The sequence below is a fragment of the Pseudoleptotrichia sp. genome, assembly GCF_057270515.1.
In genome coordinates, this window is the sequence record NZ_DBHIXS010000006.1 from 24,716 (window position 1) to 50,336 (window position 25,621).

Genomic DNA, 25,621 nt, shown 5'->3' on the forward strand with positions numbered 1-25,621 from the left:
TTACAAATATGTGATATAATAAATAGATGAATATAAAGTTATTAAAACTAAAATTTTATTATTATATAAGTTCAAGTAATAAATTCAAATAATATAAATTTAAAAATATAGAAAAAGAGGCTTTTTTATTCCGCCTCTATTATGTATATAATAAGTGTAATTTGTAAAATATGGAAGGTGAAGTTTATGAAAGAAGAATGGAAAAAAGAACTTGTCATAATAACAGGAATGAGCGGTGCAGGAAAGTCTGAAGCAATGGACTTTTTTGAGGATAGAGGATATTTCTGTATTGATAATTTTCCTATAAATTTATTTCAATATCTGAATGAAATATTTATAAGCAGTGAAAAAAGGGATAAGGTCGCCGTAGCTATAGATATAAGAAATCAGGAATTTATGAGTCAGTTTAATAAACAGCTGAAACTTCTGAATGATCTCAAAATAGACTATACCATAATTTACCTTGATGCAAGGACATCCGTACTTCTTAGCAGATACGAGCTTTCAAGAAGAAAACACCCTTTAAATCTCCATGATACTTTGCTGGAAAATATAGAAGAAGAAAGAAAACTTATCAAAAATTTTATGCTGAAAGCAGATATTGTAATTGATACAAGCTCAACTACAATAAAAGAATTTCAGGAGATTTTACAAAAAGAATTTTCAGGAAAAATGAGTAAATTAAGCATAAATTTTACTTCTTTCGGTTTTAAATACGGAATACCTTTGGATATGCACCTTATGTTTGATTTGAGATTTTTGCCTAATCCTTATTATATAGAAAATTTAAAGAAAAAAACCGGAAATCATCCTGATGTGAGCAATTATGTAATGGAGCTGAATGAAAGTAAGGAATTTTATAAAATACTCTACGATATGCTTGTTTATCTGATTCCTAAATACGAAAAAGACGGGAAATCCCATTTGAGAATAGGAATAGGATGTTCAGGAGGTCAGCATCGTTCGGCAGCTTTTGTAAATAAGCTCTATGAAGATTTATCGAAAAGATTTGATTATAAAATTACTAAATTTCACAGGGAAATAGGAGATGAACTTGAAATCAAATAATCTCTTTAAAATAAAGAGGATAAAATGGACAAAATAAAACCGCCGATAGAATATAAAAATATACCTGACAGCCCCGGCGTTTATCTGATGAAAAATCAGAGCGGGAAAATAATATATGTAGGGAAAGCTAAAAATCTTAAAAACAGAGTGTCCTCATATTTTAAAAATATAAATTCACATAATGTGAAAACACTGGAGCTTGTCAAAAATATTGCAGATATAGAATTTTTTATATGTAATACCGAAGTAGAGGCTCTTATTCTTGAAAATAATCTTATAAAAATGCATAGACCTAAGTATAATATTTTGTTGAAAGATGAAAAGACTTATCCATATATAAAATTTACAAAAGAAAGATTTCCAAGAATTGAAATAGTGAGAAGTACAAAAAAATTAAATGAAAAAGCCGATTATTTCGGACCGTATCCTACGGGGATATTTTTTGCAGTAAAGACCCTGCTGAGGATATTTCCTGTTAGGGACTGTCATAGAAGTATGGATAAATATACGAGTCCATGCCTGAAATTTTATATGAATACATGTACGGCACCATGTAAATATAAAGATATTGAAGAAGAATATAATGAAAACGTGGAAAATTTTAAAAATTTTCTGAAAGGTCAGAGAACAGAAATATTTGAAATACTTGAAAAAAGAATGAAAAAGTTCAGTGATAATATGGAGTTTGAAAGAGCCATTGCCGAAAGAAATAAAATTGAGGCACTCAAGAAATTGTTACAAACTCAAATTATAGAATACAGCAAAGAAATAGATGAAGATGTTTTTGTGTTTGAAGAAACAAATGACATTGTATTTTTATGTGTACTGAATATAAGAGAAGGAAAAGTCATAAATAAAAATCATATAAAAATTTCCCTTGAAAGAAGCCATGAGGATAATTTATTTGAAAGGCTCATAACATCTTATTATGAAAAAAGAAATATCCCTAAAAATATGATATGTGATGTAGAATATGAGAAAAATGAAAATCTAATAAAACAGTGGGCTGAAATTGAGAAAAGAAAAGATATTAAATTACATTTTCCAAAAATAAACAGTAGACGGAGACAACTGTTAGAAATGGGATATTTGAACTTGAAAGAAGAAGTTGAAAAACACTTCAGACAAAAAAAAGTTATTCAGGAGGGGTTGCAAAAATTGAAAATCGAGTTACAATTAAAAAGGCAGCCTTTGAGAATAGAATGTTTTGATATTTCAAATATTCAGGGAAAGGACGCTGTGGCTGCGATGACTGTGGCGATAAACGGAGAAGTTGAACCGAGAGAATACAGACATTTTAAAATAACAGTTAAAGATACTCCCGATGATTTTCTAATGATGAGAGAAGCTTTGACAAGAAGATATTCAAAATTATCACAGGAAGAATTTCCGGATTTGATACTTATAGACGGGGGAAAAGGTCAACTGGGAATAGCTGTAGACGTACTCGAAAGTTTAGGAAAAATAGAACATACAGACATTATAAGTATCGCTAAAAGAGAAGAAGAAATTTTTAAAAGCTATGAAAGTGAACCGTATATATTTGAAAAAACCGATGAAACTCTTAAAATCCTACAGAGATTAAGAGATGAAGCCCATAGATTTGGAATAACTCATCACAGAAAACTCAGAAGCAAAAGAAATATAAAAAGCGCATTGGATGATATAGTCGGAATAGGACCAAAAAGAAAAAAAGAATTAATAAAAAAATTTGGCACAATAGCGAATATAAGAAATGCCGAAATAGAGGAATTGATTGAAATAGTACCTGAAAAAATTGCAGTTTCCATAAAAGAAATGTTATAGATTATTGGAAAAACATTTTAAAAATGAAAGCTCAATTTTCTCTTTTAAAACAGTTCCGCATTAGTTAAGGAGGAAAACCTTGAAAAAGATATTATTAATTTTAATGATAAGTACAAGTATACTAAGTTTCGGTATATTTGATAAAATAAAATCGGAAATAAAGCTGAAAGAAGAAGAAACACCGAGATTTAAAGAAGTAAAAGTCATTATAAACGGAGAGGAGAAATCAAGAAAAGTAATTCCCGGAAGATATGAAATAAAACTGTTTGAAGTGAGCTATCCCACTGACATATTTGGGAAAAATAATTTTTATAATGAATTTAACAGAGTATTGGGAAAAATTGATAAAAACAAAAAATACTCCCTATTATTGGAAAAACGTTTTTATGATGATATGCAGAAAATAAAAACCGATGAAATGTCCGAAGAGGAAAAAGTACTGGAATTACCTGCTTCTTCCCTTGACGGATATAATATACAGGAGCTGACTCAGCTTTCGAAAGGTATGAATACAAGCCAGTATGCAGGGACAGATCAGGAATTTTTAAACAGACAGGTGTATGTACTTTACAGACTGCTGGATAGAAAAGGCTTTAATCCTGACAATGTGTATTCGGAACTGGATAAAGAATTTCTTGTTGCTGAATTGAAAGAAAAAAGGAAAGATATTGTAAAAAATTTTGAAACTTCCAAAATTGAATATTTTGTCAAAGAAAGTTATGACAACATAGATTTTAAAAAATTTCAGGATGATTCTGTCTATAAATTTGATAGAGACATCATAATTTCGGAAAAAATAGAAGATCAGGCTTTATTGCCTGAAATAAAGAATAATCTGTACTTGGTTAATTTTCCTCCTGATATAATTAAAGATTTGGAAAAAAATAAACTGAAATTAAAAAGAGAAATTTTATTACTTGAAAATAATCAATTTCACGGATATACTTATAATGAAAATAATACCGTTGTTTTTATTGGAGGCAAAAAAGCAAAATATTATTACAATGATTATAAAATAAATGTAGTGCTTAAAAAAATAAATATTTTGGAATTATTAAAGACAAATTCCAATTACTATGTATCTGATTTTTTTAATTAAAATAATTATTGATTAGAACATCGTTTAATCAGAATATCAATTTGAAATATTATTAATTCGAACATTAATATAGATGACATTGAAAAACAGTTTTAAAATTTAAGTAGGAGGAAATATGAGTGACTATATTTTAGAAATGAAGAACATAAGAAAAGAATTTTTAGGCGGGAAAATAGTCGCTAATGATGATATTACCCTGAAAATAAAAAAGGGTGAGATTCATGCCATTGTAGGAGAAAACGGAGCAGGGAAATCCACACTTATGAAAATACTAAACGGTCTTTATTCACCTACATCGGGAGAGATTTATTATAAAGGTAAAAAAACCGATATAACAAGTCCTTCTGTAGCCGCAAATTTAGGGATAGGAATGGTTTATCAACATTTCATGCTCGTGGAACCTTTGACTGTTGCGGAAAATATGGTACTGGGCTTTGAGCCTGTAAAAAATGGAGTGTTTTTTGATTTGAATACGGCGAGAAAACAGGTAATGGAAGTGTCCCAGAAATACAATCTGAATATCAATCCCAATGCCAAAGTATCAGAATTGTCTGTCGGAATACAACAAAGAATAGAAATATTAAAGATATTGTTCAAAGGAGCGGAGCTTCTTATATTTGATGAGCCAAGTGCAGTATTGACACCACAGGAAGTCATAGAGCTGTATGCTATAATGAGAAATCTTGTAAAAGAAGGAAAAACAATAATATTCATAACTCACAAATTACATGAAGTTCTTGAGTTATCGGATAATATAACTGTCATCAGAAAAGGGAAAGACGTAGGAAATCTGAAAACATCAGAAGCCACAAAAGAGAAAATAGCAAATATGATGGTAGGAAGAGTAGTTCTTTTTGAAGTGAAAAAACCTGATGTGAAATTGGGAGAAACAGCAGTAAAAGTAAACAATATGACAGTCAGAGGAGAAAACGGGATAGAAAAAGTGAAAGATGTTTCTTTTGAAATAAGAGAAGGAGAAGTTTTAGGAATTGCAGGAGTGGAAGGCAATGGGCAGACAGAACTGATAGAAGCCCTCGCAGGTCTTAGAATAGTCGAAAGCGGAGCATATTCCATTTTAGGAGAAAATCTTGAAAATAAAACTCCTAAGACAGTAAAAGAAAAAGGACTGTCACATATACCCGAAGATAGACATAAAAGAGCTACTATTGATGATTTTACCATAGAAGAAAATATGGCTTTGGGATTACAGGAAACCTACAAAAAAGGTCTGTTAATGGATTATTCGCAAATTGAAAAGAAAACAAAAGAAAATATGGAAAAATATGATATCAGACCTTTAGACGGAAAAATTAAATTTGGAGGGCTTTCAGGAGGAAATCAGCAGAAAGTAGTAGTAGCAAGGGAACTGGAAAAAGAAAACAAATTTATAATAGCGGCTCAGCCTACAAGAGGAGTGGACATAGGAGCTATTGAAATGATACATAACACAATCTTAAATGAAAAAACAAAGAAAAAAGCTATACTCCTCGTTTCTGCCGAACTTTCGGAAATAATGGCGTTGAGCGACAGAATAGCGGTTATGTATTCGGGAAAGATTGTCGGAATGCTTGACAGAAAAGACGCGACAATGGAAAAATTAGGTATATTAATGGCAGGAGGAAAATTAGATGACTAAGAAGTTAAAAGAATTCTTACCGTCAATAATAGCGGTTCTTATTGCTTTGACTATCGGTGGAATAATAATGATAACAAAAGGGGTAAATCCTATACTTGCTTATTCGGATATGGCAAAAGCGGCATTCTACAGAAGTTCGCCTAAAGCTCCTTTTATGGGAGGACTTGCAAAAACTTTGTTTACATCAACTCCCCTTATATTTTCGGCTCTTGCGGCAATGGTTGCCTTTAAAGCAGGATTGTTTAATATAGGAGCACAGGGACAAATGATAGCCGGAGGACTTGCGGCAACATTTTGGGCAGTAACATTTAGAAATTATTTTCTCGGTAATATGTTTGTTGTCTTAATCGTTGCAATAATCGCAGGATTTATATGGGCAGGAATAGCAGGTTATCTGAAATCGAAGTTTGGAGTAAATGAAGTAATCAGCACGATAATGCTGAATTATATAATGGTAGATTTTCAGAACTATTTGCTGAATGGAGTGTTGAAAGACCCGGCATCTCAAAATACTCAATCTGAAAAAGTTTTTGAAGGTGCGAGATTGCCTTTGATTTTTGCAAAAGTTACTAAACAGAATTTAAATCTCGGTTTTGTTATAGCAGTATTATTAGTTGTAGGAATTTATTTCTTTTTTAAGTATTTCAAAATGGGATATGAAATAAAAGCTGTGGGGCTTAGCGAAACTGTTGCAGAAAATGCAGGAATAAATCCTAAAAAAATGATGTTTATTGCAATGGGAATAGCCGGAATATGTGCAGGACTGGGAGGAGCGGAAAGAGTTTTAGGAGGTTCGGCACAGTATGCATATACTGAACTCATAATGGGGGATGCAGGATTTACAGGACTTGCAGTAGCATTACTGGGGAAAAATAATCCTTTCGGGATACTGATAGCGGCAATATTTTATGCGGCTCTTGATGTAGGGGGGCAGACACTACAGCTTAGATATCAGGTGGATAAGGAAATTGTCCTGATTATACAGGCTCTGATAATAATATTTGTAGCCTCTGAGAATTTATTTAAATTCTTTATTTCAAAGAGAAAGGAGAAATAAATGAGTATAGTATCCATTATAATATTTTTATTGAAACAGACATTAATCATAGCACCTCCTATTCTCATAACTGCTGTCGGAGCGTGTATATCGGAGCGTAGCGGTGTTGTAAACATCGGTCTTGAAGGGATAATGTTGAGCGGAGCGTTTGCGACAACGGTAGTAAACCTTGCGACAGGCAATCCGTACTTGGGAATCTTGGCAGGAGTAGCAGCCGGTGGTATTATTTCATTAATTCACGCAATAATAAGTATAAATCTGAAAGGCGATCAAATAATAAGCGGTGTCGCTATAAATCTGTTTGCAGTTGCAATGACGTCATTTCTCATAAAAGCAATGTATAGAGTTACAGGTAGTACCCCTACCGCTTCAAAACTGGCAGATAAACATATTGTAATTGCCATAATATATATACTTGCGATATTGACACATTTTCTGGTATTCAAGACAGTTTTGGGGCTGAGAATAAGAGCTGTCGGAGAACATCCTTTAGCTGCCGACACTGTCGGAATAAACGTTTATAAAATAAGATATATAAGTGTAATCCTGTCGGGAATGTTCGCAGGACTGGGAGGAGCGTATCTGACTTCTGTAATGTTGCCGGCATTTTCCAATAATATGTCCGCAGGAAGAGGATTTATGGCAATGGCGGCGATGATATTCGGTAAATGGAATCCTATAGGAGCTATCCTTGCGAGCTTGCTTTTCGCATTTGGACAGGCTTTTGCAGATTATGCGAAAACGATAAACTTGCCGATACCTCAACAGTTTCTTTCGATGATACCTTATATATTGACATTACTGGCATTGATAGGATTTGTAGGAAAAGCGAGAGCACCAAAAGCCTCCGGACAGCCTTATGAAAAATAACAGAAAAAATAAATAATAATTTATTTGAAAAATCTATTTGAAAAAAACAAAAAATAGGGTATAATTTGTTATATAAAGATACATAAAAAAACAGGAGGATTTAAAAATGAAAAGAATTGTAACAATTTTCAGCATTATGGCTGCATTGCTTTTATTTGTGGCTTGTGGAGGTTCAAAACCTGCTGAAGGTGAGCAAAAGAAAGATGATGGACAGCAGACGGCTCAAAAAGATACTGGTAAAAAAGTAGCTATCGTCTATTCTACCGGAGGAAAAGGAGACAAGTCTTTCAATGACGCTGCTTTCAGAGGACTGGAAAGGGCAAAGAAAGAATTGGGAATCGCATTTGACGAATATGAGCCAAAAGACCCCGCAACAGAAGCTAAAGATGCTTTAACAAAATTTGCAGAAACAGGAGAATACGATTTGATAATCAGCGTAGGATTTACAATGAAAGATTCATTATTGGCAGTTGCACAACAGTTTCCTGACCAGAAATTTGCTATAATCGATGAAAAAATTGAAAATGTTCCTAACGTGGCTTCATTGAGTTTTAAAGAACATGAAGGTTCTTTCCTTGTAGGAGCATTAGCTGCTATGATGAGTAAAACAGGAACTATAGGATTTGTAGGAGGAATGGAATCACCGCTAATCCAAAAATTTCAATCAGGATATATACAAGGTGCAAAATATGTAAATCCTAATATCAAAATATTATCAGTTTATATAGGCGGAAATAATGCATGGAATGACCCTGCATCCGCAAAAACAAAAACTGAAACTTTAATCCAGCAAAAAGCTGATGTAGTTTACCACGCAGCAGGAGCAAGCGGACAAGGTGTATTCCAAGCTACAAAGGAAAAAAATGTATACGCTATAGGAGTTGATTCAAATCAGGACGGAATAGCTCCGGGAACAATTCTGACATCAATGATGAAATATGTTGACAATGCAGTGTTTAATGAAATAAAAGATACTCTTGAAGGGAAATATCAGCCTATAATTCAAGAATTTGGAATAAAAGAAGACGGTGTAGGAACTACTGAATTTGAATTTACAAAAGATAAAATAGGTGAAGAAAATATCAAAAAATTAGAACAGATAAAACAAGATATTAAAGATGGAAAAATTGTAGTTAAACCTACTTTATAATTGAAAATCTTAAAAGTCTTGAACAGAAATGAAAGCAGGATTTAATATCCTGCTTTTATTTATAAAATAAGAGATATAAAATAAAAAGGAAATAGAAAGGAAATGTTGAATGAGAGTTGTAGATTTGATAGAGAAAAAAAGAGATAAAAAAGAACTTTCAAAAGAGGAGATTTCGTTTTTATTGAATGAATATTTAAAAGAAAATGTACCTGATTATCAGATGTCATCATTTCTTATGGCAACTTATTTTAATGATATGACTGCTGATGAACTTCTTGAATTTACAATGGTAATGAGAAATTCGGGAGATATAATAAAATTTGATGATGTTGATAAATTTTTAGTTGATAAGCACAGTACGGGAGGGGTAGGAGATAAAGTAACAGTTGTTTTAGCCCCAATTTTGGCAGCATTAGGTATGGGAACTACGAAATTATCAGGAAAAGGGCTGGGTCATACGGGAGGAACTATAGATAAGTTCGAAGCTATAAAAGGTTTTAAATTTTCCGGTACAAGAGATGAGCTGGTCTCGATAGCAAATAAGACAGGAATAGGACTTATGGGTTACAGCGATAAAATTGTTCCTCTTGATAAAAAACTTTATTCTTTAAGAGATGTTACAGGGACAGTGCCGAGTATTCCATTAATCGCAAGCAGTATTATGAGTAAAAAACTGGCTATTCAATCCGATGTAATAATACTTGATGTAAAAGTTGGAGACGGGGCTTTTATGAAAGATATCAGTCATGCAAAGGAACTGGCTGAAAGAATGATAGAAATAGGAAAAGGTGCGGGCAGACAAGTAAAAGTAGTATTAAGTAATATGGATGAACCTCTGGGATATTCTATAGGGAATGCCAATGAGATAATGGAAGCTGTGGAAACTCTCAAAGGAAATGGACCCGATGATTTAAAAGAAGTAGTCTATACTATAGCCTCTCTCGCATTAAAAGCTAAAGGAGAAATAAACGATTTATCCGAAGGTAGAAAGAAAATAGAAGAAGTGATAAATAATGGTTCCGCCCTCGAAAGATTGGCAGAATTTATAACTGAAAGCGGAGGAAATGGAAATCTGATAAATGATTACAGTTTACTTCCACAATCAAAATCAATAATGGAAGTATTTTCTCTAAAAGAAGGATATGTTTCAAAAATAAAAGCTGAAGAAATAGGAAAAGCAGCTATGATTATAGGTGCAGGTAGGGCGACAAAAGAAGATATAATCGACCATGCGGTAGGTATAAAGATACTCAAAAAAGTAGGAGATAAGGTCAGCAAAGATGAAAAAATAGCCGAAATATATTATAATGACAATAAAAATATAGAAAATTCTCAAAATATGATTTTAGATGCATACATAATTCAAAATGATATAATCGGCAAGCAAAAAGCAATATTGGAAATAATAGAGTAATCAGCTATACAAAAAATAATAAAAAATGCAGGGATGTTAAATTAAAATACTTGAAAATTTTTTTAAATGTGATATAATACAGAAGAAATATAATAAGAAGTGTTTTAATAATTTAACCTAAAAACCCCTGTGACGGCAGGGGTTTTTCAATATTCTTATTTCTTTTTATTTCTTCTTCTGAATGTATATAATTATAAAGTGGATCAGCAAATCAGAAATGATAGAAATAAAAATCTCCAATAAGAAGTGTCTCAATGTTTGACTTCCTTTCTACTCTGACACTTAGAGTGAAAGTCTACATTATTATAATATATTTTTAATTAAAAAAAATTATTATATTTTTTATTATAATAATATAATAATTTGAATAATCCAAAAGACATTCCCAAAATGATATATATTTGATAAAAATAAGATACAAAGTATAGAGAAAGCAATATATAAAATGATTAAAGAAAGGAATATAAAAATGGAAATAAATAAATACATTGACCATACTATTCTAAAAGCTGTTGCACAGAAAAAAGATATAAAAAAATTATGTGATGAGGCAAAGGAATACAATTTTTTCTCCGTATGTGTAAATGGAGCAAATGTAAAATATGCTTACGAGCAGGTGAAAAATTCTGATGTGAAAGTAGCAGCAGTCGTGGGTTTTCCTTTAGGAGCGATGTCCAAGGAAGCTAAAGTCTTTGAAGCGAAAAAAGCTATAGAAGACGGAGCTTCGGAAATAGATATGGTAATAAATATAGGTGCATTGAAAGACAAGGAATACGGCTATGTAGAACAGGAAATAAGAGAAATAAAAGAAGCAATAGGAGATAATGTATTAAAAGTAATAATTGAAACTTGTTATTTAACGGATGATGAGAAGAAAAAAGCGTGCGAACTGTCATTGAATGCAAAAGCGGATTTTGTTAAAACTTCCACAGGATTTGGAACAGGAGGAGCTACTTTTGAAGATGTGGAATTGATGAAATCAGTGGTTGGAAATAAAGCCGAAGTAAAAGCAAGTGGAGGAGTAAAAGATTTAAAAACAGCACAAAAATATATAGAATTAGGTGCAACAAGACTTGGAACAAGCTCGGGAATAGAAATAATAAAAGGTCTGAAAGTAGAAAAAGATAAATATTAATAGAAATATTAATATAAAGAAAGGAAAAATAAAATGAAAGATATAAGCAGAGTAACATTAATAGTTTTGGATAGTGTAGGAGCGGGAGAGTTGCCTGATGCGGCTGATTTTGATGATGTCGGTTCAAATACACTCGGGAATATGGCTAAAGCTGCGGGAGGGATGAATTTACCCAATATGCAGAAATTAGGATTAGGGAATATAACTGAAATTAAGGGAACTCCTCCGGTCGAAAAAGCCGAAGGAGCTTATGGAAAAGCAGTAGAAGTGTCTATTGGGAAAGATTCCACGACAGGACATTGGGAAATAGCCGGAGTACCGTTGGAAAGACCTTTTCCAAATTATTCAAACGGATTTTCCGACGAAGTAATAAAAGAATTTGAAGAAAAAACAGGAAGAAAAGTAATGCTGAATAAACCATTATCAGGAACTGTAGCGATAGATAAGTATGGAGAAGAGCAGATAAAAACGGGAAATTGGATAGTGTACGGCTCGGCAGACCCTGTATTTCAGATAGCTGCAAATGAGGAAATTATACCTTTGGAAGAATTGTACAGAGCTTGTGAAATCGCACTTGAAATTTGTAATAAAAAATCACCGGTAGCAAGGGTAATTGCCAGACCATATATAGGTAAAAAAGTAGGAGAATTTAAAAGAACGGCTAACAGACATGATTTCTCCATAGACCCTCCTAAAGAATCAATGCTTGAAAGAATAGAGAAAGCAGGTCTTGATGTGATTGGAATAGGGAAAACGAGTGATTTGTTCAATGGCAAGGGAATTACGGATAACAGAAAAGCAAATCAGGATAATCTGGACGGTATTAAAAAAACAATAGCAGCATTGAAAGAAAACACAAAAGGGCTGATTTTTACTAATCTTGTGGATTTTGATGCTGTATATGGGCATAGAAGAGATGTTCAGGGCTATGTAAATGCCTTAATAGAATTTGATAACTGGCTGCCTGAGATAGAAAAAAACTTGAGAGATGATGAAATTCTTATTGTTACGGCAGACCATGGAAATGACCCTACTTACAAGGGAACAGACCATACAAGGGAATATATACCTATACTTATTTATGGTAAAAAAATTAAAAAGAATGTAAACATAGGTGTAAGAAAAACTTTTGCGGATATTGCCGCTACTATTGAAGAAATTTTATTAGGAACGAAAAAAGAAGGAAGTTTTGCTAAGGAAATATTATAAAAGTGATATTATAATATATAAGAAATAAGATTTCTAAAAATAAGATTTCCGATATAATTCAGATTTAAAATAAGATATTAGAATTATCAAACAGTTTTTTACAGATAACTTGATATTAGTATTTAAAGATAGAATAATAATGGAGATAAAGTTTCCGACTTAGCAAAGGCTTTTTTATTCAGCAAAATAAGAAATAATAAAATAAAAGATAATAAAATAAGAAATAATGAATAAAAGAAAAATAAAATATTTATAAAAATAAAGTGAGGAAAAATCATCATGGGAAAAGACAGAGAACAATGGATGAAATGGGCTATGGAATTGCAAAGTCTGGCTCAAGCTGGATTGAATTATGCAAAAGATGTATTCGATATAGAAAGATATACAAGAATAAGGGAAATTTCAGCAGAAATTATGTCCAAAAAATCGGATATTTCTCTGGAAAAGGTAAAAAACCTCTTTTGTAATGAAATCGGCTATCAGACACCTAAAATGGACTGTCGTGCGGCAGTATTTAAAGATGATAAAATCCTTATGGTAAAGGAAAGAGACGGAAAATGGTCATTACCCGGTGGTTGGGTAGAAGTTGATTTGTCAATAGAGGAAAATACAGTAAAGGAAGTAAAAGAAGAAGCCGGAGTGAGTGTAAATGCTGAAAAAATTATCGCTGTTCAGGACGGAATAAAAAATAATTCAGGTTGCGGATTGGGGCAAGTTCCATACGGAATAATCAAAATCTTTGTTCTCTGTTCCATTATTGATGAAATGGAAGACAAGTTTATAAAAAATAATGAAACATCTGAAAGAAAATATTTTAAATTAAATAATTTACCCGAACTCTCTGAAATCAGAAATACTGAAAAACAGATAAAAATGTGCTTTGAAGCATATAAAGCAGAGGTTTGGGAAGCAATATTTGATTAATTGGGAGAGAAAATACGGATTATGAGAAGAAAAGACAGGGAAATAACCGATAAAGATAAAATAAAAGAAATTATTTCTGCTTGTGATTGTTGTAGATTAGGTTTTAATGATAATGGAAAAGTTTATATTGTTCCTCTAAATTTTGGATTTATTGAAAAAGACGGGGAGTATACTTTTTATTTTCATGGTGCAAAAACGGGAAGAAAACACGATATCATGAAAGTAAATAACTGTGTAGGTTTTGAACTTGATACAAATCATAGGGTATACGGAGAAGGAAATATCGCATGTACTTATACTTCCGCTTTTCAAAGTGTTATAGGATCAGGAAAAGTTTTTCCGGTAGAAGATTTAAATGAAAAAGTGCAGGGACTCTTTGAAATTATGAAACATAATACAGGAAAATCGGAATGGGAACTTAATCAGAAAATGGTAAATGCGGTACATGTATTTAAACTGAAAGTTGAAGAGCTTGCGTGCAAAGAGCATGAATAAAATAACAGATTTTGTAAATCTTTTAATAAAAAGTCAGAAATAAAGGAGGTTTCGGAATGATTTTACCGTTGGAAGAATATCAACTGAAAAATGGAATAACTTGCCAAATAAGAAATGCTTTGACGGAAGATGCTGAAAAACTTATGGAATACAGGAAAATTATAAGTAGTGAAACAAATTTTTTGAACAGATATCCTGAAGAAATAAGTTCTTCCATGGAAGAAGCTGAAAAGTTTATTAATGAATATAAGAAAAATGAAAAAATATTATTGCTGGTATTTGTAGATGAAGAAATTGCAGGAAGTATAAGTCTTAGAGCTGTTTCAGATTTGATAAAACTTAAGCATAGAGCAGATTTTGGAATATCGGTAAGGAAAAAATACTGGAATTTAGGAATAGGAAGCTTATTAATTTCCAGAATACTTCAAATAGCAAAAGATAAAGGCTATGAACAAGTCGAACTTAAAGCTTTTGAAAATAATGAAAATGCAATCAGACTATATAAGAAATTTGGTTTTGAAGAATGGGGAAAGGTTCGCAGGGCTTTTAAACTGAAAGATGGAAGTTATCATGATGAAATAATTATGGGAATTATGCTATAATAAAATAATAATAAATTAAATAATAAATTTTTTATTTTTGAAAGAAACAAGCAATAAAGTCGGTTGGAATAGATGTGTTAAAAGATATTAAATAAAAATCAGGAGGTAAAAAAATGGCAACACCGCACATAGGAGCAAAAAAAGGAGATATAGCTGAAACAATATTATTACCGGGAGATCCTTTGAGAGCAAAATACATTGCAGAAACATTTTTACAGGATATAGTACAGTATAATAATGTAAGAGGAATGTTAGGATTTACAGGGATTTACAAAGGAAAAAAAGTATCCGTTCAGGGAACAGGAATGGGAGTTCCTTCGATAGGAATTTATTCTCACGAATTAATAGCTGAATATGGATGTAAAAATCTAATAAGAGTAGGAACGGCAGGTTCTTTGCAGGAAAATGTAAAAATTAGGGATGTAGTTCTTGCAATGGCAGCTTCTACGGATTCAGCAATAAATAAATTGAGATTTAACGGTGCCGACTATGCACCGACTGCAAATGCAGAATTACTTTTTAAAGCTTATGAAGTCGGAAAGGCTAAAGGATTAAGCATGAAAGCGGGAAACATACTTACAAGTGATACTTTTTATGGAGATGAGCCTGAAGCTTGGAAAAAATGGGCAAAATTTGGAGTATTATGTGTAGAAATGGAAACGGCTCAGTTATATACAATGGCTGCCAAGTTTGGTGTAAATGCTCTGACAATACTCACAATAAGTGATTCATTAGTTACGGGAGAAGCTACTTCAGCAGAAGAAAGACAGCTCACATTTAATGATATGATAGAAGTTGCATTGGAAAGTGCATTAAATTTATAATACACATAATATTATGATGTAGACTAATAAACAGGAGATAAAAATGACAGAATTAAAAGGAAAAATAAAATTGACCGAAAAAGAAATATCGGATTATATTGATGAAGCTAATGATATACTAAAAAATGCTTATGTTCCTTATTCAAAATTTCCTGTGGCTGCATTGCTGATTGACGAACAGGGAAGAAAATTTAAAGGAGTGAATGTGGAAAATGCTTCTTACGGTTTGGGGATATGTGCAGAAAGAAATGTGATACCTACAGCGGTAACAGAAGGAATGAAAAAAATAAAGCTGCTTGTAGTAACAGGAGGGACACCTGAACCTATTAGTCCTTGTGGTGCATGTAGACAGGTGATTTCAGAATTTTCCGATAAAGATACGGTGATTATCCTTACAAATAAGGATAAAAAATATAAAATATGGTCAATAGATGAATTACTACCATATTCATTCGGTCCAAAAGATTTATAAAGAATGTTTTTTATAGAATAATTTAATAATAAAAATTATCTAAAAAATAAAAAAAAGAGGCTGTCTCATAAGATAAATAAAATTACTAAATCATAAATTTTATATATTTTATTATTTGTATAAAACCAATGAAAATAATGTGTTTTGATTTTTAAAAATATACAATATTTATATTAGTAAAATTATTTTTGGCTTATGAAACATCCTCTTTTATAATTTTATCTAAAATTTTTATTGTAAATTTTTGCATTCAAAACGGCTTTTTTAAAATATTGCCATATTTATTAAAAATACCGTTTATAAAAAATCAAATATAGTGTATAATAATAACATTACAAAAAAAGAAATAAAAGTTATAAAGAAAGAATAAAGAAAGAGGTGGACGAGATGTGGTTTACAAAATCACAGGAAGAAGTACTGAAAGAACTGAATACAGATCCTAAAACAGGTCTGACAACAGAAGAAGTAAATAACAGACTTGAAAAATACGGGCAGAATAAATTAAAAGGAAAGCCTAAAAAAAGTATTTTTCAGCTGTTTTTAGGTCAATTGCAGGATGTTCTTATCTATGTACTTATAGGGGCGGCAGTAATCAATATTGTAGCTCATGGACTGGAAGGGGTAACGGATGCGATAATTATTTTAGCTGTTGTATTTATAAATGCCGTTGTCGGAGTAGTTCAGGAGTCCAAAGCTGAAAAGGCACTCGAAGCATTACAGCAGATGACAACGCCCAAAAGTGCAGTCAGACGTAATGGAGAAATATTGGAAATAAACTCTGAAGATTTAGTACCCGGAGATATAATCATAATTGACGCAGGACGTTTTATTCCCGCAGATATAAGACTTATTGAAAGTGCAAATTTGCAGATAGAAGAATCAGCTTTGACGGGGGAGTCTGTTCCTGCCGAAAAAAATGCCGATTTCATTACGGAAGATACTAAAATATCTGTAGGAGATAAAGAAAATATGGCATTTATGTCTACAATGGCAACTTACGGAAGAGGAGAAGGCGTTGTTGTAGCCACGGGAATGGATACGGAAATAGGAAAAATAGCAAAAATACTTGATGAAGATGAAAACACACTGACACCTTTACAGATAAAACTTGATGAACTTGGAAAAACATTAGGATATATGGCAATAGGTATCTGTATATTCATATTTATAATAGGATTATTTCAAGGGAGAAACTGGATTGATATGCTGATGACTGCGATAAGTCTGGCAGTTGCAGCGATACCTGAAGGACTTGTAGCGATAGTTGCCATAGTCCTTTCTATGGGAGTAACAAGAATGTCCAAGATAAATGCCATTGTCAGAAAGCTCCCTGCTGTAGAAACATTAGGTGCAGTAAATATAATCTGTTCCGATAAGACAGGAACACTGACACAGAACAAAATGACAGTGGTAAAAATGTATACTCCCGGCAAGATAAAAGAAGTTTCGTCAGAAAGTGGAAATTTTGAAGCGGATAAAGATGAAAAAGAGCTGATAAAATCTTTTGTACTCTGCTCGGACGCTTCTATTGATAATGGACAAAGTATAGGAGACCCTACGGAAGTAGCTCTGATAGTTTTAGGTAATAAATTCAATCTCGAAAAGAATACATTGAATGCCGAATATAAAAGAGTAGGAGAAAATCCTTTTGACTCTGACAGAAAACTGATGTCCACACTAAATGAAGAAGAAAATGGATACAGAGTTCATACAAAAGGAGCGATTGATAATATTCTTACTAAAGCTGATAGAATATTTATGAACGGGCGGATTATCCCTCTAACTGAAAAAATGAAAGAGGAAATACTTAAAGTTGCCGAGGAAATGTCAAATGATGCTCTGAGAGTATTGGGAGTGGCATTTAAAGATACAGAAAAGATAATTCCGGCAGAAGAAATGGAAAAAAATCTTGTAGTAGTAGGAATTGTAGGAATGATAGATCCTCCAAGAATAGAAGTGAAAGATTCCATTTCTAAAGCTAAAAAAGCGGGGATAACCCCGATTATGATTACAGGAGACCATAAAAATACAGCGGTAGCCATTGCAAAAGAACTGGGTATTGCTACAGATATAAGTCAGAGTTTGACGGGAGCAGAGATAGACGCTATTTCTGATGAGCAGTTCGCACAGGATATTAATAAATACAGAGTATTTGCAAGAGTTTCTCCTGAACATAAAGTAAAAATTGTAAAAGCATTCAAAGATAAGGGAAATATAGTATCAATGACAGGAGACGGAGTAAATGACGCACCGTCGCTGAAATTTGCCGACATAGGTGTGGCTATGGGGATAACGGGAACTGATGTTTCCAAAGGTGCGAGCGATATGATACTGACAGATGATAATTTTACCACTATCGTTCATGCTATAGAAGAAGGAAGAAACATATATAACAATATAAAGAAAACGATAATGTTTCTTTTGTCATGTAATCTGGGAGAAGTAATATGTGTATTTATAGCAACTCTGTTTAATTGGCCACTACCTTTAGTAGCAATACAATTGTTATGGATAAACCTTGTAACGGATACGTTGCCTGCAATCTCATTGGGAATAGACCCGGGAGATAAGGACGTAATGAAAAGAAAGCCGAGAAATCCTAAAGAAAGTTTCTTTTCAGAGGGTGCAGGATATAGAGCCGCAATAGCGGGAATACTCATAGGGATTTTGACTTTGGCGGCATTTTACATAGGAGTTAGTGAACACGGTTTTGGAATAAATGAACTGATTAATAACGAAAGCAAAGAAGCTATAAAAGTTCTGACATACGGTAGAACAATGGCATTTATAGTATTGACCATATCTCAGCTGTTTTATTCTTTGACTATGAGAAACAGTAAAAAAACTATATTTGAAGTAGGTTTCTTTAAAAATAAGTTTCTGATTTTATCTATAATAGTCGGAATAGTCTTACAAGTGGGGTTAATATCAATACCTTCCATTGCTCGAATATTTAAAGTTACTCAGTTATCATTTGCAGATTGGGATATAGTATTCATATTTGCATTAATTCCGTTTTTAGTAAATGAAGTTATAAAAATCATCTCAAGAAAAATGAAAAAATAAGTTTTGAATAAATTTGGAGTAAAATTTAAAAAAAGAGAAAAATATAGTAAATACAGAATTTCTAACTATAATTATTTTTAAAAAATCAAAATTTTAAATATAAATTTGATAAATAAAAAATTTATTTTTAATTAAAAATTCAAATAAAACAAGATTTTTACTTGACAAATTCAAAAAAAAGGTTAAAATACTGGTATAAAGTTGTATTTATATGTTCATAAATAACAACTTAAAATATTTAGGAGGAAATAAAATGTCAAAAAAAGAATTTGTTGAAGCTTATGCAAAAGCAACAGGAGAAACTAAAAAAAGAGCTGAAGAATTAGTAAATGAGTTTTTAGGAACTGTTGAAAAATCTTTATCTAAAGGAGAAACTGTTCAATTCGTTGGATGGGGAACATTCGGAGTACAAAAAAGAGCTGCAAGAAAAGGAAGAAATCCTCAGACAGGGAAAGAAATCAAAATAGCAGCTAAAAAAGTAGTTAAATTTAAAGTTGGTAAAAAATTAGCTGACAAAGTTGCAAAAGGAAAATAATAATTTAAAAAAGAATATATTTCAGAAAATTTGACAATATTTGACAATAAAGATTGAAAAATTTTTAGAAACATATTCTTATAAGAGACGTCTATGTACGTCTCTTTTTTTATAAATAATTTTTTAAAGTATTGATATTTTTTTTATTATATAGTAGAATAACCCGAATAAAATAATAATTGAATATTTAAGGAGGAAAAATGGAGTTTTACAGTCAAAGTTATCTTGAAAACAGTAGACTTATTACAGACAAATTATTGGTTGCAGTATTGTTTGCGATAGTCATATTTCTCGTCTTTATACTGACACGTTGGTTCAAAGGGAGTATAACTGTAAAAGAAAAACAGTTAAGCTTACTTGCTCTAATATTGGTAATACTTTTCGGATTGTTAAAAATGAGCGAATTTCAGGATAAAAACAATCAGGAGAAAATCTATAAAAATACTGCAAGTGTAATCAGAGGACTTTCTGAAAAATTTAATGTATCGGAAAATGAAATATATGTCAATACAAAAGAAATAACAGAACATACCGTATATAAGATTAAAGATAAGTTTTATCAGATACATTGGGTAGATAACAGTATACTTGTGGAAGAGATGGCAGTACCATATGTGGATGATATTAAGATACTTGATAAATAAGATATACAAAAAATTGAAAATTAAAAAACGAAAATGGATTTCAAAATATATTGAAAATTGGGTATATAATAAAAACCCATGATGAAAGGAGTAAAAAATGTCATTTATAATATCTATAGCAATAAAATTGACAATAGGATTTACAGCATTAGTCCTATTTATGAATCTTAACGGTAAAGGTCAACTGGCTCCCCTATCTACAGGCGACCAGATAGGGAACTATGTTTTAGGAGGAATTATAGGAGGAGTTATTTATAATCCTGCTATTACAATAGTACAGTTTTTAATAGTATTATTAATATGGGGAGTACTTATGACAGCCATAAATTTCCTGAAAACAACGAGTACGGGAGTAAAAAATATAATTGACGGTCAGGTAATATCCCTTGTAAAAAACGGTCAGATTATAACAGAAAATTTTACAAAAGCAAGTATGACTGTGGCTGATTTTTATACAAAAGTAAGAATGAAAGGCGTGTATAAAGTTTCAGATATTGAGGGTGCATTTCTTGAATCTAATGGACAGATAACTGTAATTAAAAAAGAGGATGAATATGGATTAGTAGTTATAGCCGAAGGAAAAGTACAGGAAAATAATTTGTTACATTCAGGAAAAAATTTGGAATGGGTTATGGAAAAACTTGGAAAAAAAGGAATAAAAAATATAGAAGGTGTATTTCTTGCAGAAATCTCCAATGATGATTTGTTCATCGTACATAAATAAAAAATTATTACGAATAAACAGAGAATAAATAATAAATTAGGAATTAAATGATAAAAAAATAATATGTAAAGAAATAATGAAATAATATAAAAAATAGATAATATAAATAAAATATATGAATATAAAAAAGCCAAGAAATAGTTTTTAGTTATAAAAAAATATGTTATAATAAAAAACAAAAAAATTTTAGGAGGATGATTCAGATGAAAAAAATTATGAGAGGTGTACTGTTATTCGGTATGTTAGGAGGCACGTTGGTGTCATGTGGAAATAAGGGAAATGAAAAAGAAAAAGTTGAAGAAACTCAGAAAAACGAGAAAGTTTATAAAATTGGAGTATCCCAGATAGTAGACCACCCGGCACTAAACAAATCAAAACAGGGATTTAAGGATGCATTGGCAAAAGCCGGAATTAAGGCAGATTTTGATGATAAAATAGCAAATGGTGAAATACCTACACAAACAATAATAATGCAGCAGTTTAATGCTGACAATAAAGATTTGGTGTATGCAATAACTACACCGACATCACAAGCGGCAAAGAACCAGATAAAAAATATTCCAATAGTTATAGCAGGGGTTACAGACCCTAAGAGTGCAGGGTTAATCGGCATACCCAATTTGACAGGTACGAGCGGAGCTGCTCCGATTAATGAAAATCTTGAGTTGATGAGACAATTATTTCCGAAAGCTAAGAAAATAGGTATAATTTATAATTCATCTGAACAAAATTCGGTTTTCGAATTGAATAATTTGAAAAAATTAGCTCCTGAAAAAGGATTTGAAGTGATAGATAAAGCAATAACAAGCGGTACGGAACTTGTTACTGCTGCAAATATACTTTCAAAGCAGGTCGATATCTATTATGCAATACAGGATAATACAGTTTCTTCGTATTTTTTGACATTACTTGATGTTATGAACCTTGCTAAAGTACCTATATTTGGTACAAACGATGTCTATTCGGACAGAGGAGGCTTTGTTTCACAGGGGACTACCGACTATGATATAGGCTACAGAGCAGGTGAGATAGCTGTGGAAATATTGAGAAACGGGAAAAAGCCTTCGGATATTCCTATTGAAACAGTAACAAATCTGAGAATAGAAATAAACAAAAAAAATATGGAAGAATTAGGAATAAAAGTTCCTGATGAAATATTAAAACAAGCTACATTTACTGAAGACAAGAAAAAGTAATAAATAATATCTTTACTTATTCCTGAAAAATAAAAGGAATTTGTAAAGATATTTTAATTATCTGTAAAAAATTTTCTGTTTTTACTCAAAGTATGCTATAATAATAATCACGAAATAAATAAAGGAGATAAAATGAGCAGCAAAATTAAAAATATAGCGATTATAGCCCATGTCGACCATGGGAAAACGACACTTGTCGACGCTTTACTGAAACAGTCAGGTACATTTGGGGAACACGAAAAAATAGATGAAAGAGTAATGGACAGTGATGACTTGGAGAGGGAAAGGGGGATTACAATATTTTCTAAAAATGCGTCCATTCATTACGGGGGATACAAGATAAATATAGTGGATACACCGGGGCATGCGGACTTTGGAGGGGAAGTTCAAAGAATACTGAAAATGGTGGATTCCGTATTATTACTTGTGGATGCTTTTGAAGGAGTAATGCCTCAGACAAAATATGTATTAAAACAGGCTCTTGAACATGGATTAAGACCTATAGTAGTAATAAATAAAATAGACAGACCGAACTCGGACCCTGACGGAGTTGTGGACTCGGTGTTTGATTTGTTTGTAGATTTAGGAGCCAATGATTTACAGCTGGATTTTCCTGTAGTGTATGCTTCTGCGAAAAACGGATTTGCAAAAATAGATATCGATGATGAGGACAGGGATATGAAACCTCTGTATGAAATGATACTGAAACACGTCGAAGACCCTGACGGAGATGAAAATGAGCCTCTGCAAATGCTTATTACTAATACTGAATATGATGAATATGTGGGGAAATTAGGAACAGGGAGAATTTATAACGGTAAAATAAAGAAAAATCAGGATGTTGTTTTGATAAAAAGAGACGGAGAACTTGTAAATGGTAAAGTTTCAAGAATTTATGGGTATGACGGATTAAAAAAAATTGAAATGGATGAAGCTGTTGCAGGAGATATAGTAACTATCGGAGGAATAGAAAAAATAGACATAGGAGAAACTGTCGCGGATAAAGAAACTCCAAGGGCGTTACCGTTGATAGATATAGATGAACCTACATTAGCGATGACTTTTTTAGTAAACGATTCTCCTTTTGCAGGAAAAGACGGGAAATACGTAACGTCGAGAAATCTTCTCGAAAGACTGACTAAGGAAGTAAATCATAATGTGAGTATGCGTCTGGAAATGACCGACTCTCCTGACGCATTTACAGTGAAAGGAAGAGGGGAGCTTCAATTGTCCATATTGCTCGAAAATATGAGACGTGAGGGATATGAAGTGGCAGTATCAAAACCTGAAGTAATCTATAAAGAAGAAAATGGCGTAAAAATGGAACCGATAGAGCTTGCTATAATCGATGTTGCTGATGAATTTGTCGGGGTAGTTATAGAAAAAATAGGTTTGCGAAAAGGTGAAATGCTGAATATGGCACAAGGAAGCGACGGTTATACAAGACTGGAGTTCAAAGTACCGTCGAGAGGACTTATAGGATTTAGAAATGAGTTTCTGACCGAAACAAGAGGTACAGGGATATTAAATCACTCATTCTTTGAATATGAACCGTATAAGGGAGATATTACAGGCAGAAGAAAAGGTGTACTTGTAGCTCTCGAAGCAGGAACAAGTATCGGATATTCACTAAACAATCTACAGCCGAGAGGAATACTGTTTATAGGACCGGGAGTCGAAGTATATGAAGGGATGATAGTCGGAGAACATTCAAGGGAAAATGACCTTGTAGTAAATGTATGTAAAGGAAAAAAACTCACAAATATGAGAGCCGCCGGAAGTGATGATGCATTGAAATTGGCTCCTCCTAAAGAATTTACATTGGAACTCGCTTTGGAATATATCGCCGATGATGAATTAGTAGAAATAACGCCTAATAATATAAGATTAAGAAAAAAATATTTGAGCGGACTTGAGAGAAGAAAATACGAAAATTCAAAAAATTGATAATTTATATAAAATATAAAAATAAAATAATTCTATTGTTAATAATTTTTTTATAATAAAATTTGAATATGAAGTTGAAAATTATAAAACAGTTTAATGAAATATTTAAGTATGGTAGTGATTTTATAAAAAATTTAGTAACTGAAAAGCTTGAAGAAATAGAAGAAGATGAAAAAATAACTGAAAAAGAAGAAAAAAAATATTAAAGTCTGAAAAAAGTATAAAAAGAGGCTGTAATAAATCACGAAAATTAAAATATTATATTTTTTAGAAGAACTTGAAATATATGTTATATAGAACAAATTAAAAAAAATCGTTTTTCAAATAAAAAAAGATTGGAAATACTCCAATCTTTTTTATCTTAAATAAAATACAATTTGAGATTAAATATAAAACTATATTTCTTTGCTAAAATCATGTTTAATCAGCTCTATGAGATTAAAATTTCCGTTCTCATATTCATATTTGAAGATAGAGCAGTTAGGAATACCACTAAAAGGGAAATCAGGGGCATATTTAAGCATAAAGGCATAGCATGCAGCACCATGGCTGACAGCAAGAACTTTTTTATGACTTTCTCTTTCCATTATATCTATGAGAGCTTTAGTCATTCTTTCGGATACCTGTTTTTCAGATTCTCCTTTAAATTTCACGAAAAAATCTCCAAAACTTCTTTCATTTAGTTTGTGAGGAGGATTTAAATCTTCACTTTCGCCTTCAAATACACCGAAATTCCATTCCTTAATTCCTTTCAACCTTTCATAAGGCATTTTATAATCCGTTACTATTTCGAGAGTATCACTTGCTCTTTCCTGAGTAGATGAGTAGGCATGGTCAAAAATGATGTTATTTTCCTTGAAATATAGACCTGCAATTTTAGCCTGTCTTTTTCCCTCATCAGTCAGAGGTGAATCGCATGCACCTTGGATTTTTTTTCTTAAATTGAATAATGTCTGTCCATGTCTCATTAAATAAAGTGTCTTTTTCATTTTTTTCTCCTTGAGATATGATATTCATATATTTCTATTTTATCTATTATACTATAAAAATTATAAAAAGAAAACTACGGCTTGCAAATATATTAAAAATGTACATCTGTATAAATATTGATTTTTAAAGGTTTTAATGGTACAATACTTAATAATATAAAAAATAGAAAAATTGAAAAATGTAATATCAAGGAGGCTTAAATGCTAAAAAAAATAATAACAGTTTTAATATTTGTGATAGGAGTGATTTCATTCCCGTTTGATAGTAAAGAATTTAACTCACCTCAGGCAGTAATTTATAATACTAATAAAAAAATGCCTGCAAATTTCAGATTTGAAATGAACGGTGATAACTGGGAAGATACAAATTATATAATTCATGTACTTAAAGACGGAGATAAATACAAAGTTGCATACAGCTATCTGAAAGCAGTTTCTCCAAGTTATTATGATAAAGACGGTTATCCTAAACTTGAAAATATAACAAAAGAATTTGACAAAGTATTTTTCACTTATTTTTCCGCTCAACCGGGAAGCTATGAAAAAGAGGGGGAAAAATATGAAAGAATGGTATACGAGTCATTGACTGCAAAGCAGCTGGAAGAATTTTTGAAAGAAAGAAATGCGAAAAAAGTTGATGATAATATTCAAAAAAGAATAAAAGAACATCTTTTATGGCTGGATAAATCAGCAAATTAAAAGTTATGCTTAGAAAATACATTAGTAAAAGACATATAAAGATATATTAGGCTAAAAGGA

24 protein-coding genes are annotated in these 25,621 nt (G+C 31.8%); 23 read left to right on the top strand and 1 reads right to left on the bottom strand.

The features are described 5' to 3' along the window. The first annotated feature begins 186 nt into the window (after nucleotides 1-186). The 22 genes from rapZ (at nucleotide 187) to ACO5J6_RS05975 (ending at nucleotide 24,079) form a co-directional block, all read left to right on the top strand. Nucleotides 187-1,068, top strand: a complete 882-nt coding sequence (gene rapZ, locus ACO5J6_RS05870; protein ID WP_485642679.1) for an RNase adapter RapZ — start codon at nucleotides 187-189, stop codon at nucleotides 1,066-1,068. Between the two features lie 24 nt (nucleotides 1,069-1,092). Then, entirely contained in the window at nucleotides 1,093-2,874 is a 1,782-nt protein-coding gene (gene uvrC, locus ACO5J6_RS05875) for an excinuclease ABC subunit UvrC (protein WP_485642681.1), read from the top strand. 79 nt (nucleotides 2,875-2,953) lie between these two features. Beyond that, on the top strand, nucleotides 2,954-3,973 hold the full coding sequence (locus tag ACO5J6_RS05880) for a hypothetical protein (RefSeq protein WP_485642682.1): 1,020 nt from the start codon (nucleotides 2,954-2,956) through the stop codon (nucleotides 3,971-3,973). A gap of 115 nt (nucleotides 3,974-4,088) precedes the next feature. Continuing rightward, nucleotides 4,089-5,609 carry an ABC transporter ATP-binding protein gene (locus tag ACO5J6_RS05885; protein WP_485642684.1) on the top strand — a complete coding sequence of 507 codons (1,521 nt, stop codon included), beginning with the start codon at nucleotides 4,089-4,091 and terminating at the stop codon, nucleotides 5,607-5,609. Next, nucleotides 5,602-6,666: an ABC transporter permease gene (locus ACO5J6_RS05890; protein ID WP_485642685.1), complete on the top strand. Its 1,065-nt coding sequence runs from the start codon at nucleotides 5,602-5,604 to the stop codon at nucleotides 6,664-6,666. Before ACO5J6_RS05885 ends, ACO5J6_RS05890 begins: the two co-directional genes overlap by 8 nt. Beyond that, the gene (locus tag ACO5J6_RS05895) at nucleotides 6,667-7,536 is read left to right on the top strand and encodes an ABC transporter permease (RefSeq protein WP_485642686.1); all 870 of its coding nucleotides are present in this window, start codon (nucleotides 6,667-6,669) and stop codon (nucleotides 7,534-7,536) included. A 106-nt stretch (nucleotides 7,537-7,642) separates the two neighbouring features. Then, nucleotides 7,643-8,686: a BMP family lipoprotein gene (locus tag ACO5J6_RS05900; RefSeq protein ID WP_485642687.1), complete on the top strand. Its 1,044-nt coding sequence runs from the start codon at nucleotides 7,643-7,645 to the stop codon at nucleotides 8,684-8,686. A gap of 109 nt (nucleotides 8,687-8,795) precedes the next feature. After that, on the top strand, nucleotides 8,796-10,100 hold the full coding sequence (locus ACO5J6_RS05905) for a thymidine phosphorylase (protein WP_485642688.1): 1,305 nt from the start codon (nucleotides 8,796-8,798) through the stop codon (nucleotides 10,098-10,100). Nucleotides 10,101-10,569: 469 nt separating this feature from the next. After that, on the top strand, nucleotides 10,570-11,235 hold the full coding sequence (gene deoC / locus ACO5J6_RS05910; RefSeq protein ID WP_485642690.1) for a deoxyribose-phosphate aldolase: 666 nt from the start codon (nucleotides 10,570-10,572) through the stop codon (nucleotides 11,233-11,235). A 33-nt stretch (nucleotides 11,236-11,268) separates the two neighbouring features. Continuing rightward, nucleotides 11,269-12,444, top strand: a complete 1,176-nt coding sequence (locus ACO5J6_RS05915) for a phosphopentomutase (RefSeq protein ID WP_485642692.1) — start codon at nucleotides 11,269-11,271, stop codon at nucleotides 12,442-12,444. Nucleotides 12,445-12,723: 279 nt separating this feature from the next. After that, nucleotides 12,724-13,368, top strand: coding sequence for an NUDIX hydrolase (locus tag ACO5J6_RS05920; protein WP_485642694.1), 645 nt, complete (start codon nucleotides 12,724-12,726; stop codon nucleotides 13,366-13,368). A 21-nt stretch (nucleotides 13,369-13,389) separates the two neighbouring features. Continuing rightward, nucleotides 13,390-13,863 carry a pyridoxamine 5'-phosphate oxidase family protein gene (locus ACO5J6_RS05925; RefSeq protein ID WP_485642695.1) on the top strand — a complete coding sequence of 158 codons (474 nt, stop codon included), beginning with the start codon at nucleotides 13,390-13,392 and terminating at the stop codon, nucleotides 13,861-13,863. A gap of 56 nt (nucleotides 13,864-13,919) precedes the next feature. Then, a complete protein-coding gene (locus ACO5J6_RS05930; protein WP_485642697.1) occupies nucleotides 13,920-14,465 on the top strand; it encodes a GNAT family N-acetyltransferase in 546 nt (181 codons plus the stop codon). A 113-nt stretch (nucleotides 14,466-14,578) separates the two neighbouring features. Then, nucleotides 14,579-15,289 carry a purine-nucleoside phosphorylase gene (deoD, locus tag ACO5J6_RS05935; RefSeq protein ID WP_485642698.1) on the top strand — a complete coding sequence of 237 codons (711 nt, stop codon included), beginning with the start codon at nucleotides 14,579-14,581 and terminating at the stop codon, nucleotides 15,287-15,289. Nucleotides 15,290-15,332: 43 nt separating this feature from the next. Continuing rightward, a complete protein-coding gene (gene cdd / locus ACO5J6_RS05940; RefSeq protein ID WP_485642700.1) occupies nucleotides 15,333-15,761 on the top strand; it encodes a cytidine deaminase in 429 nt (142 codons plus the stop codon). A gap of 387 nt (nucleotides 15,762-16,148) precedes the next feature. Beyond that, nucleotides 16,149-18,827: a cation-translocating P-type ATPase gene (locus tag ACO5J6_RS05945; protein ID WP_485642702.1), complete on the top strand. Its 2,679-nt coding sequence runs from the start codon at nucleotides 16,149-16,151 to the stop codon at nucleotides 18,825-18,827. 253 nt (nucleotides 18,828-19,080) lie between these two features. After that, nucleotides 19,081-19,362: an HU family DNA-binding protein gene (locus tag ACO5J6_RS05950; RefSeq protein WP_125235626.1), complete on the top strand. Its 282-nt coding sequence runs from the start codon at nucleotides 19,081-19,083 to the stop codon at nucleotides 19,360-19,362. Nucleotides 19,363-19,562: 200 nt separating this feature from the next. Continuing rightward, nucleotides 19,563-20,006 (top strand): DUF3290 family protein, encoded by a 444-nt coding sequence (locus ACO5J6_RS05955; RefSeq protein ID WP_485642704.1) that lies wholly within the window; start codon nucleotides 19,563-19,565, stop codon nucleotides 20,004-20,006. Between the two features lie 97 nt (nucleotides 20,007-20,103). After that, nucleotides 20,104-20,730, top strand: a complete 627-nt coding sequence (locus ACO5J6_RS05960; RefSeq protein WP_485642706.1) for a DUF421 domain-containing protein — start codon at nucleotides 20,104-20,106, stop codon at nucleotides 20,728-20,730. Nucleotides 20,731-20,933: 203 nt separating this feature from the next. Continuing rightward, complete coding sequence (locus ACO5J6_RS05965; RefSeq protein ID WP_485642708.1) at nucleotides 20,934-21,926, top strand: ABC transporter substrate-binding protein; 993 nt, start codon at nucleotides 20,934-20,936, stop codon at nucleotides 21,924-21,926. A gap of 132 nt (nucleotides 21,927-22,058) precedes the next feature. Further along, entirely contained in the window at nucleotides 22,059-23,873 is a 1,815-nt protein-coding gene (gene typA / locus ACO5J6_RS05970; RefSeq protein WP_485642709.1) for a translational GTPase TypA, read from the top strand. 68 nt (nucleotides 23,874-23,941) lie between these two features. Further along, the gene (locus ACO5J6_RS05975) at nucleotides 23,942-24,079 is read left to right on the top strand and encodes a hypothetical protein (protein WP_485642710.1); all 138 of its coding nucleotides are present in this window, start codon (nucleotides 23,942-23,944) and stop codon (nucleotides 24,077-24,079) included. A gap of 189 nt (nucleotides 24,080-24,268) precedes the next feature. Here the strand turns inward: ACO5J6_RS05975 and ACO5J6_RS05980 are convergent, their stop codons facing one another. Next, the gene (locus ACO5J6_RS05980) at nucleotides 24,269-24,862 is read right to left on the bottom strand and encodes a histidine phosphatase family protein (RefSeq protein ID WP_485642711.1); all 594 of its coding nucleotides are present in this window, start codon (nucleotides 24,860-24,862) and stop codon (nucleotides 24,269-24,271) included. Between the two features lie 201 nt (nucleotides 24,863-25,063). Between ACO5J6_RS05980 and ACO5J6_RS05985 the strand changes: the two genes are divergently transcribed. Further along, nucleotides 25,064-25,561, top strand: coding sequence for a hypothetical protein (locus ACO5J6_RS05985; protein WP_485642712.1), 498 nt, complete (start codon nucleotides 25,064-25,066; stop codon nucleotides 25,559-25,561). Nucleotides 25,562-25,621: the final 60 nt, after the last annotated feature.